Raw genomic sequence first — 9,276 nt, 5'->3', positions numbered from 1 at the left:
TCATCCAGGACTACCTCGGGCACCGCAACATCCAGCACACCGTGCGCTACACGGCAACGAACCCGGCGCGGTTCGAGCGGCTATGGCGCTGAGGGCTTGAGCGGACTTGGGGCCGTCTCTCAAGAAACAAAAATAGTCGAGGCGGTTTTCATGCCGCTGCCCCGATGGGGTTGATCTGGAATCCGAGCGTGGCTGCTCGACGTTTTAGTGCGGCGATGCTGCGCTCGCGCTGTTGTTGCTCGTAGCGCTGCTGTCCCTCGTCGACGAAGGCTTCACCACGCGTCAGCATGAAGTACACCAAGCGCGCGAGCTTGTGCGCGGTGGCGGTGTTCGCTCTGGGCTTGTCCATCCGAGTGCACAATTTCCGGTAGAAGGCGCCGAGCGCCGAGTCGCTGTGCGACAGGCTCATCGCGGCCATCTTCAGCGCCTGGCGGACCCGATTGGCCGAGCGCTTGGTGCGCGCGCTGATCACCTTGCCGCCGCTGATCTTGGTGGCCGGACACAGTCCGAGCCAGGAGCAGAAGTGCTTGACGTTGGCGAAGCGGGAGAGGTCGGTGCCCAACTCGCTGAGGATCTTCATCACGCTGTCCAGGCCCAAGCCATTGATACGCGTCAGATCACAACCGGCCCAGTTGGCCAGTTGCTGGCGCAGGTCGAACTGCGCACGGGCCTTGCTGCCCGCACGCGGCGTCTTGCCCACGTCCACGCTGCTGGCCGAGCGTTCAGCCAACAAGCTCTGCAGTTTCGCGTCGCACTTGTGCAGGTGCCTGGCAATGTCGTCGTACATGCCCAGCGCTTGCCCGAGCACGAACAGGTGCTCCTCGCGCCAATGACCGGTGAGCGCACGCACGATGTCCTGCTCGCTGGCCTTGATGCGCCGGTGCCGATGCCGGGCCAAGACCGCCGGGTCGCGCTGACCGGCCACGATGTCACGGATGATCGCCTGACCGGTCTGGCCCATGACGTCACTGATGACCTCGGTGAGTTGGATGTTCATCTGCACCAGCGCCTTCTGCATGCGCTGCACCCAACTGGCCTGTTCGGTCAGCAGCACCTCGCGGCTGCGCGCCACGGCACGCAGCACACACACGTCGGCCGCCGGGCGAAACGCCGCACGCAGCAGGCCGTGACTCATGAGCTTTTGCAGCCACTGGCAGTCGGCCACATCGCTCTTGCGTCCGGGCACGTACTTGACCTGACGCGCATCGACCAGCCAGACCTTCAAACCTCGGCTCTCGAGCAGCTCATACACCGGAATCCAATACACCCCGGTCGACTCGAGCGCCACCACATCGACCCCGCACGCCAGCAGCCACTCGGCCATGGCCTGCAGATCGTCGGTCATCGCACCGAATTCACGCACCGGTGCGTCCGTGCAGTGCCCCGGCACCGCAACCCAGTGACTCGAGGCCCCAACATCGATTCCCGCTGCGTTCGGAAACACCTCGTCTTCTCGCTTGCGCATCGCCATCGCCTGCTCCACCATCGTTGATGAATGGCAGTGCCATGGGAAGCGTCGAATTCGACTCGATCTCTCAAACGGGATGCGGCTCGCGCCGCTCACCAATGTCACCGACGATTCCCGGACCATGCTCAGAGACGGGCTCGCAACACGGCGTCGCCTAACGCCGCGCGCTCGCACCAATGACGTGTCGGTCATCTCGGCACTGCCATTCACCTTGTAACGCATCGTCGTTTCTTCAGGGACACCTGGCCCGCGTGCGGGGTTGGGTTGCTCAGAAAGAAGCCTTTCGAGAAGACGGCGTCGCCGGGCGCCCGGACGTTTGAGGTGTTTCTCGAAAACCGTTCTTGCTTCTCAAGCGCCGGAATAGCGAGTGTCGGGAACGCTCACTCGAAGAGCGTGGCTACCCTGGCCATCACTTCATCCAGGATCGCCTGCGGCACGCTTTCGAGCTTGCGCCCGCGCCGCGATCCGATGTCCAAGGCACGCGGCTGATCGCACCGCACCACGCCAGTGGTTTGCGTTCCAGAGCCCATCAACGAGACGGTGAAGCCCGCCGTGCGAGCAAAATTGCCACCGCTGGTGATAGGCAGCACGACCGGTGTGCGCGTCAGCCGATTGAACGTGGCTGGCGAGACGATCAGTACCGGGCGCGTGCCTTGTTGCTCATGGCCCGAGGTCGGATCGAGCGACACGAGGTAGATATCGCCGCGCTCCATCACAGCAGCTCGCCACCGACCGGGCGGGCATCAAGCCATTCCCGATCCTCCGCCGAGATTTCCGCGGAAGCGTCGCATTGAGCAAGCAGTTCGTCGAGCGTGTAGCGCGGCCGCGCCGCGGGTTCGACCACGAGGCGGCCGTTATCGACGGCCAGGCCGACCTTCACACCGGCCGACAGGTGAAGGACATCGAGCAGCGCTGGCGGAACTGCCAGCATGACCGAGCCGCCGACCTTGCGCAGATTCGTTGTGTGCATGATGGACCTCTCAATAAAGTTATATTGCAATATAACTTTTGGTACCCTATCTTGCAAGTCAAACCTGAGGGGTCGCTTAGCGTGCGCCGACGACGACGCCCCCCCCTGCGAGATGACGAACTGCACGCCATCAAGGCCCGGCTCACCGATCAGGCGCTCCTGACGCCGTCTGCCGGGTGAACGCTGAGTACCCGGGACACTGGCCAAAGCTTATCCACAGGATCTGTGGACAGTCGCTCGGTTAAGTCTGCGGGGTTCTTGCTGCGCAAGGGATTTCCAGGGTGCTCAAAGATTAAGCAACCGAGCGGACACCAGGACGCTACTAATTGCCCAGACGGGGATGGGGGCCGGCAGACCACCAACAGGCCCAATTCAGGCTCAAGGAAAGGACAACCACCGAGGCGCGACGTGTATGCGCATGCAGCATTCAACATGCAGCATGCTGCATGCTGCATGTTGTATGCGCATACACCCCTAGGCCTCAAGCGCATCCCCCCCGGCGCCGTGACTCGACTTGACCGAGTTCGGCCGACGGGTCACGTAAGGCAGGAACGTCCGCGGCCGGATCTGCGGCCCACTTTCCGGCCGTAGCCGGCGCCACTCGCCCTTGGCGAAGGCCACCAACTTGCCGACCTGCCGGCGCATCAGCCGGAAGCCGGGCGCATGGTAGAGCTCATCCATGAGCGCCTCGATTTCGGCGTCGTACTCGCCGGCCGCATCCCGCCGGATCTGCCGGCGATCGGGCGGCGCCGAGGCGATCTCATGGATGCGCTCGCGCAACGCCTCCACACGCTTCCTGTTCATGCGCCAGGACCATCCGACACCGTCGTGCACCAGCTCATACCGACCGATGAAGCTGCAGCGGTCCTGTGCAGCGTCGAACCGCAGGAGCTTTTCGCGGGCATGCACCCGGCCCTTGCCGTCGCTGACCGCCATCAGCCAGCGCACCATCCGCGGGGACTGGTCCGCTGGCCCTGCGACGGCGTAGAGCAACGTGACGGCTTCCCCCCTCGAGCGCCGCTTACTCCGGCTCGACTTCGGCAGGTTGCAGTCGTAGAGCTCGGTCAGCTTGATCTCCAGCGACGGCCACTTCTCGAGGGAAAGCTCGCCGGCGACGTACCAGGGGTAGCCCAGGCGGGCAGCGTCCTGCACGCGCTGCATGTAAGTCAGGCTGTCTGGTAAGATCGACATACTTGGGAACCTAACAAAGATACCTCATTGCAATAGTGACGATTCTAAGGCAAATCTAGGTGGTCCCAAAGGGACCACACAATATGAGGTTCCTACGGGACAGTTGCAAACGGGTTCCGGGCTTGAGATGATTCAGGGGACGTCACGCAAATCAGGGCTAGCCACCCCACACATGCACCCGGAGGGTCGCTGTGCGGGGAACGCCAACCCCGCACATGCAGACCGTCACACCGGACTGGGCGCCACCCGGTTCGTCACCGGCAGGAAAGCCGGCCTCGAGCGTCGCAAGACGCAAGAGGGCATTGCCTGAAGTCGCGTGCGCGTAATTGCGCTGGCGCGACATACGAGTGGCGCTAGAGGGTGAGACTCCCTCTTTCGATCACTTCCAGCGTCAAAAAAGGGATTGATGTTGGGCGACACGGAAACGGGCCTCTAGGCAACTAGAGCAACCCTGTATATTCCGAATGGGTGAAAATCCCACGTAAGGGCGGCCCGAAAGGGTCGGACTTGTGCCACGCAGGTGGGCTGCTGAGACGTCAGTAATGGCGTAGGGGTGCAAGGGGAAACCTGGCGCATCTGGTACTGCCGGGGGCAACCTCGGCAGATCGCTGTACAGCTCAAGCCTGTAATCGCGCCCATAGCAGGGTGCGTCGGGGTAAGGCATGACAAGCCGCTGGACTCATCGGGTGGAACCGATGAGTTTGGTCAGGGCGTAAAGAAGCGCATGTTTAGTAAGTCAGGGACTTTGGAACCTCGCCCGACTGAAACCCATTTCCAATGGGGTAGGCCCACAGGGCTAGGGACATGTAGTGGAGCGCGGCGGCGTGCTATGTCGACGGAATGTACTAACGTGGGAAGCTCCTACCCATTAGCACCGCAACGATTGGCACCGGGCGGATGGGAGGAGTGGGAGACCAGGAGAGTAGAGTTTGAAAGCGAGGGCAGACCTGACGGATGTCCGAGTGAGTATCGAAAACCTGGGGTGATGCTGTGTGATGGGAATGTGTGTGCGAGACGTGACGGGGCTTGGCCGCCCCGCCGTTTGTGCGAATGACGGATGTAATGCTCGAAGGAAGCGGCCCTGGCAGGCCTTCCTGAGAAAAATGGGGCTTCATGTGTAATGAAGCGTGTTCAACGAGCAACGACCAACCTCAGCCGCGAAGCTGGGGCAGCCCGATCCACCTGCCTTGCAAGGCAAGGCGCGCCGGTTCTCAATGAGTGGCAACGGCAGCATGGTGGCGCTGGTAACAGAAAGGGCGACGACGCAACGAGCCGCCACGCTCGAAGCAAAAGCGGCCGTGGAATCCTGGATCAGAGACCGCGGTAACAGCCAATCCCTCCAACCTCGACCAGGAGGCAATGGGTAGGCCGAAAGCGCATCAGCGCTCGGCACAAAAAATGTATTCCGTCCATCGGACGGATACGGGCTCCAGAAGCCACTTACAAACCCCCCGCCATCGGCTGGGGGTTTTTCTTCGCCCCTCCCTCCCCCACCCATGCCAACGGAACCTTGGGCACTCGCTCCTAGCGCGCTTCCGGGCTTACCCACCGCCTGCGGCCGTGGATAAGCCCCCGCTTGCTGCCTGCCTGCTGCGTGTGCTTCCCGCACGCGGGAAGCACACGCAGCAGGCAGGACCCCTTCACTGTTTTCTTTTGAAAACAGAAACCCTCAAAACCGACCCCCAACAGGCTGCAGCCCGCCTGGACACCCGGTTAAGCACCGACTGCGGCGAGCACACCTGCCTCCGGGAAATCGCGCGCACTCATGCCTTGAGCGTGCATAAGGCGGGCGCCGGCCCGCCCGCCCCATGCTAATCTGCCGCGCCAGAACAACCCCTTATCATGTGACATATGACTATTCGTGCACGCTCCGGGCTCACGATGAGAGGCGCGGCTTTGATGGTCACCCTCCTCTGTGGTGTTGCGATCCCCTTCCCGCTCCAGGCGAAGGAACTCGACCCAAACGAATGCGCCGCCTTGCGTGCAGAACTCCGGCAGATCACAGAAGCGCAGCGGGAACGAAGCACCACCTACCTGCAGGACGAACGCAAGCGGGTCAAGGATCGGATGTGGACGCTGAAGTGCGAGGAAATGGAGCGCCGTGGGTGAAAAGGGTGAGATGGGCCGCTGCCGCGGTCCTCTTCGCGCTGGGAAGCCTGCAAACCAGTAGCGCTTACGAACTCACCGGCCGCATCGTCTCCATCGCAGATGGCGACACCGTCACCCTGCTCGATGCCAACCTGCGGCAGCACAAGATCCGCCTCTCCGGAATCGACGCCCCCGAACGCCGGCAGCCTTTCGGCAACCGCTCACGGCTGCACCTGGGCGCGCTGGTGTTCGGCAAGCAGGTGACGGCCGACTGCCCCAAAACCGACCGCTACAAACGCGCGGTGTGCCGCCTCGAGGTCGACGGCATCGATGCCAACCTCGCCCAGGTCGAGGCTGGGATGGCGTGGCACTACAAGGCGTACACGCGGGAGCAGTCGCCAGCGGACAGGTGGCGCTACGCGAAGGCCGAAGACCGCGCGCGCGATGCCCGGCAAGGCCTATGGGCCGACCGGGCGCCGGTGGCGCCCTGGGACTTCAGGAAGGCGAGGAAAAACACCGCCCGGTGAGCCCTCACGCGCCCGGCTTCGGCTCGGTCTTCCACTTTCTCAGGTCATCGACGAGCCGGTGCGAACGGGCGTCCGGCGCATAGGCGATGTGCAGCAGCAACTGAACCGGGCGCGGGATGTTGCGCTCGCTCTCGTAGCGGGACCCACCCGACTGGGTGACCCCGACCCGCCCCCAGAACTGTGACTGGTTCATGCCGTGCTTCTGACGAAATGCCTTGATCTCCTCAGCCGAGGAGAAGATGAGTTTCGGGGCAGCCATCGTGCTCACCATTTATTTTTAAACGCTTTCATCATACCCCTTGGGCATTTCCCGTGGACGCCATGGCGCGCACGACACCGAGCGTCATCAGGCAGTCGCCGAGCGCGCGGTGGGCGTTCGTGACGGTCACACCCTGCTGGGCGGCGGCGGCAGAGAGCTTTTGCCATCGATACTGCCCTTTCTCCGCGCTCCACTCCCCGCGGAACTCGGCATAGGCCTGCATCGCGCAATGCACGGCGCTGCCATCGAGCGCCAGGTCGAAGCCCTGCGGCGCCGGCAGGCCGTAACGGCGCGCGGTCTGAGTGATCACACGAGTGTCGAATTCGCGGCTGTAGATCACGACCTGGCGGCCCTCGACCAGGTCGCAGAACCGCGCGTGGATCTCCGACCAGGTCGGCGCGCCCGCGAGCATGGCGTCGGTGATGCCGTGGATCGCGGCGGCCTCGGCCGGGACCGGCCCGGACGGGCGCACGAGGGTGTCGAGCAGCACGGCCCCGGCGCAGTCGATGACCGCGAGCTCGACGACCTCTGCATCGTCGCCGAGGCCCGTCGTCTCGGTATCCAGGATCAACGCATTGGCGGCCAGCCAGGCACGGGCCTGCCGGCTGATCGCCTCACGGACGGCCGGATCAGCCATTACCGGCGACCTTGCCGCGCAAGGTTTCCATCAGCGCTTTGTTCTGCGCCTGCACGGCCTCGAGCTGGCCCGACAGACGCGCCGCACTTTCGCGGGCGGCGGCGGCTTCCTTCGCGATCGCGTCGTGCGACTTCTGCGCGGCAAGCACCTTTTCGGCGCAGCGCTGCGCTTCCTTGGCGGCATCCTTGCGCTGCTCCTGGTGCGCCTGCTCGGCAGCGTCCGCCTTCGCCTTCGCCGCGGCGAGCTCGTTGCGCAGGCCTTCGGCATCGGCTGCCGCGCGCTTGAGCTCGCCACGCGCCTGGTCGACGTCGGCGTGCGCACGGCTGAGCTCGGCCCGCACCTGATCGACATCGGCGTGGGCGCGGTCGAGCTCACCGCGCAGATCGGCGACGCGGCGCTCGAGCTCGGCCGCAGTCGCCTCAGAGCGCTCGGCGCGGGTGGTCGCCGCACCCAGCTCGGCGCGCACCTGGGCGAGCTCGTCGCGCAGCTTCTGGAGTTCCGCGGCAGCAACCTCCGCCGTCTCGCGCGCCTCACGCTCGAGCGCCTCGATGCGTGACCTGGCCTGCTCGAGCTCGTCGGCCTGGGCCTCGAACGCGTCCGAGAGCTCGACGCGCAGCTGGTCGAGCTCGGCCCGCTCCGCATCCCACGCCGATTGCGCCTCGCGCAGAGACTGGTTCGCCAGTTCCTGGGCCTGCGTCCAGAGCTGGGCGACCGCAAGTTCGTTCGCCTTGGCCACCACCTCCGGCACGGCGACGGCGATCGGCGCCGCCTGGGCGGTCTGCTGCCGACGCCATTCGCGCATCGCCGCGGTCGCCGCATGCATGTCGACCTTGGCCAGGCGACGGACCTGATCGACGGTGGGCATCGTCTGCCGGCCGGATTCCTCAAAAATCTGGCTCGCCGCGGCGAAAACACGCTCGCGGGCGTCGAGGGAGAGGTTCGGGTTCATAACAGCACTCCAATCAGGACTAGATAATAATCATAATAATATGATTATTATGATTATGCAAGCGATTATTTGCCCGTTGCTCGAGGAGGGGGCCTTTTCCACGGACGCCGCCACGCCCGTTCAGGACGGCTCAGGCGCCCCGATCCTGGGTTCGCCCTCAGCCGCGCAGAGAACGCCGCTCAAACGGGCTGTATCAGCGCCGGCGCGTCGTTGCGGACGCTGCCCACCGCGCTCGAAACCGGATACGCCGCAAGCGCCGCCTCCGGGCACGGGCGCAAGAGCGCCTGCACCTGGTCGGCGGCGGTCGCCCCGTTGAGCCACGCCCACCAATCCCCCGGCGCCAGGATCACCGGCATCCGGTCGTGCAGCGGGCGCATCGCCGCGTTGGCCTCGGTGGTGACGATGGTGAAGGTGTCGATCTCCTCGCCGTCGGCCGGTCGCGTCCAGCGCTCCCACAACCCCGCGAGCGCGAAAAACTCGCCCCCGACCGGGTGGATGTAGAACGGCTGCTTGCCGCCGCCCTGCCGATCACCGAGCGGCTGCCACTCGTAGAAGCCGTTGGCCGGCACGAGGCAACGCCGGCGGCGGAACGCCGCCCGAAACGATGGCTTTTCAGAAACCGACTCGCCGCGCGCGTTGATCAGCTTCGTGGCGATCGTCTCGTCCTTCGACCACGACGGCACCAGCCCCCAGCGCAGGCGGTGGATCACCCGTTCGCCGGTGGGCCGCTGGCGCACCACCGGCAGCCACTGCATCGGCGCCGCGTTCCAGCGCGGCTCGAATTCGAACCCTTCGGGCGCGGCCTCGAAGACCTCGCGCAGGCGCGAGACCGGACCGTAGAGCGCATAGCGTCCACACATAGCGTTCTCCTGCGGCCCCGGCGGTCGACCGCCACCCCAAACCGACCGCGTTGGGCGAAAATAATCTGTATTTTTTTACAGCTTAATCATGCACGTCAGAGTCGTCGAACTGATGGTGGCCGGGGTACGGCGCCCGCGCGAGGCGTGCCTGGCCGACCCCGGCATCACCGGCACCCTGAGCATAGGCGACATCCCGATCGGAACCGCCGAGAAGCGGCCGCTGCACGCGGCGCAACTGTGGGAACGCTGGGGCACCTCGGCCAGGCGCGGCTTGCTGCCGCCGCTGTTCGACGTCCAGGTGCTGCGCATCACACCGCGCGGGCTGCT

Annotated in this window: 11 protein-coding genes; 3 read left to right on the top strand and 8 right to left on the bottom strand. The window is 64.7% G+C overall.

Annotated elements, in window-relative coordinates; all coding sequences use genetic code 11:
• Nucleotides 1–148: 148 nt before the first annotated feature.
• The 4 genes from ACUH78_RS18175 to ACUH78_RS18160 form a co-directional block, all read right to left on the bottom strand.
• Entirely contained in the window at nt 149–1,471 is a 1,323-nt protein-coding gene (locus ACUH78_RS18175; RefSeq protein ID WP_445334326.1) for an IS110 family RNA-guided transposase, read from the bottom strand.
• Between the two features lie 377 nt (nt 1,472–1,848).
• Nucleotides 1,849–2,181 carry a type II toxin-antitoxin system PemK/MazF family toxin gene (locus tag ACUH78_RS18170; RefSeq protein WP_002943887.1) on the bottom strand — a complete coding sequence of 111 codons (333 nt, stop codon included), beginning with the start codon at nt 2,179–2,181 and terminating at the stop codon, nt 1,849–1,851.
• A complete protein-coding gene (locus ACUH78_RS18165) occupies nt 2,181–2,438 on the bottom strand; it encodes an AbrB/MazE/SpoVT family DNA-binding domain-containing protein (RefSeq protein ID WP_002943886.1) in 258 nt (85 codons plus the stop codon). The genes ACUH78_RS18170 and ACUH78_RS18165 overlap by 1 nt, the downstream gene beginning before the upstream one ends.
• 474 nt (nt 2,439–2,912) lie before the next feature.
• The gene (locus tag ACUH78_RS18160; RefSeq protein ID WP_445334325.1) at nt 2,913–3,629 is read right to left on the bottom strand and encodes a hypothetical protein; all 717 of its coding nucleotides are present in this window, start codon (nt 3,627–3,629) and stop codon (nt 2,913–2,915) included.
• A gap of 1,899 nt (nt 3,630–5,528) precedes the next feature.
• Here ACUH78_RS18160 and ACUH78_RS18155 point away from each other — a divergent pair.
• Nucleotides 5,529–5,738 (top strand): hypothetical protein, encoded by a 210-nt coding sequence (locus ACUH78_RS18155; RefSeq protein WP_445334324.1) that lies wholly within the window; start codon nt 5,529–5,531, stop codon nt 5,736–5,738.
• Nucleotides 5,735–6,244 (top strand): thermonuclease family protein, encoded by a 510-nt coding sequence (locus ACUH78_RS18150; RefSeq protein WP_445334323.1) that lies wholly within the window; start codon nt 5,735–5,737, stop codon nt 6,242–6,244. Before ACUH78_RS18155 ends, ACUH78_RS18150 begins: the two co-directional genes overlap by 4 nt.
• A gap of 4 nt (nt 6,245–6,248) precedes the next feature.
• On the opposite strand, the gene ACUH78_RS18145 is transcribed toward ACUH78_RS18150, so the two are convergent.
• The 4 genes from ACUH78_RS18145 to ACUH78_RS18130 form a co-directional block, all read right to left on the bottom strand.
• On the bottom strand, nt 6,249–6,503 hold the full coding sequence (locus ACUH78_RS18145) for a helix-turn-helix domain-containing protein (RefSeq protein WP_333795524.1): 255 nt from the start codon (nt 6,501–6,503) through the stop codon (nt 6,249–6,251).
• A gap of 31 nt (nt 6,504–6,534) precedes the next feature.
• A complete protein-coding gene (locus ACUH78_RS18140; protein WP_418648991.1) occupies nt 6,535–7,140 on the bottom strand; it encodes a 3'-5' exonuclease in 606 nt (201 codons plus the stop codon).
• Nucleotides 7,133–8,089, bottom strand: a complete 957-nt coding sequence (locus tag ACUH78_RS18135) for a DNA-binding protein (RefSeq protein WP_445334322.1) — start codon at nt 8,087–8,089, stop codon at nt 7,133–7,135. Before ACUH78_RS18135 ends, ACUH78_RS18140 begins: the two co-directional genes overlap by 8 nt.
• Before the next feature lie 179 nt (nt 8,090–8,268).
• Complete coding sequence (locus ACUH78_RS18130; protein WP_445334321.1) at nt 8,269–8,949, bottom strand: SOS response-associated peptidase; 681 nt, start codon at nt 8,947–8,949, stop codon at nt 8,269–8,271.
• A gap of 88 nt (nt 8,950–9,037) precedes the next feature.
• Between ACUH78_RS18130 and ACUH78_RS18125 the strand changes: the two genes are divergently transcribed.
• Nucleotides 9,038–9,276, top strand: a 239-nt coding sequence (locus tag ACUH78_RS18125) for a hypothetical protein (RefSeq protein ID WP_445334320.1), incomplete at its 3' end; no start/stop codon positions are given.

The sequence above is a fragment of the Thauera sp. ZXT1-4 genome, from assembly GCF_052598215.2.
The sequence above is the reverse complement of the archived record's forward strand: the minus strand, read 5'-3'. Positions and strand labels throughout refer to the sequence as shown.

Coding starts and splice junctions, on each gene's coding strand:
- ACUH78_RS18145 (WP_333795524.1), bottom strand. CDS start 6,503: ATGGCTGCCCCGAAACTCATCTTCTCCTCGGCTGAGGAGATCAAGGCA.
- ACUH78_RS18165 (WP_002943886.1), bottom strand. CDS start 2,438: ATGCACACAACGAATCTGCGCAAGGTCGGCGGCTCGGTCATGCTGGCA.
- ACUH78_RS18140 (WP_418648991.1), bottom strand. CDS start 7,140: ATGGCTGATCCGGCCGTCCGTGAGGCGATCAGCCGGCAGGCCCGTGCC.
- ACUH78_RS18160 (WP_445334325.1), bottom strand. CDS start 3,629: ATGTCGATCTTACCAGACAGCCTGACTTACATGCAGCGCGTGCAGGAC.
- ACUH78_RS18170 (WP_002943887.1), bottom strand. CDS start 2,181: ATGGAGCGCGGCGATATCTACCTCGTGTCGCTCGATCCGACCTCGGGC.
- ACUH78_RS18155 (WP_445334324.1), top strand. CDS start 5,529: ATGGTCACCCTCCTCTGTGGTGTTGCGATCCCCTTCCCGCTCCAGGCG.
- ACUH78_RS18135 (WP_445334322.1), bottom strand. CDS start 8,089: ATGAACCCGAACCTCTCCCTCGACGCCCGCGAGCGTGTTTTCGCCGCG.
- ACUH78_RS18175 (WP_445334326.1), bottom strand. CDS start 1,471: ATGGCGATGCGCAAGCGAGAAGACGAGGTGTTTCCGAACGCAGCGGGA.
- ACUH78_RS18130 (WP_445334321.1), bottom strand. CDS start 8,949: ATGTGTGGACGCTATGCGCTCTACGGTCCGGTCTCGCGCCTGCGCGAG.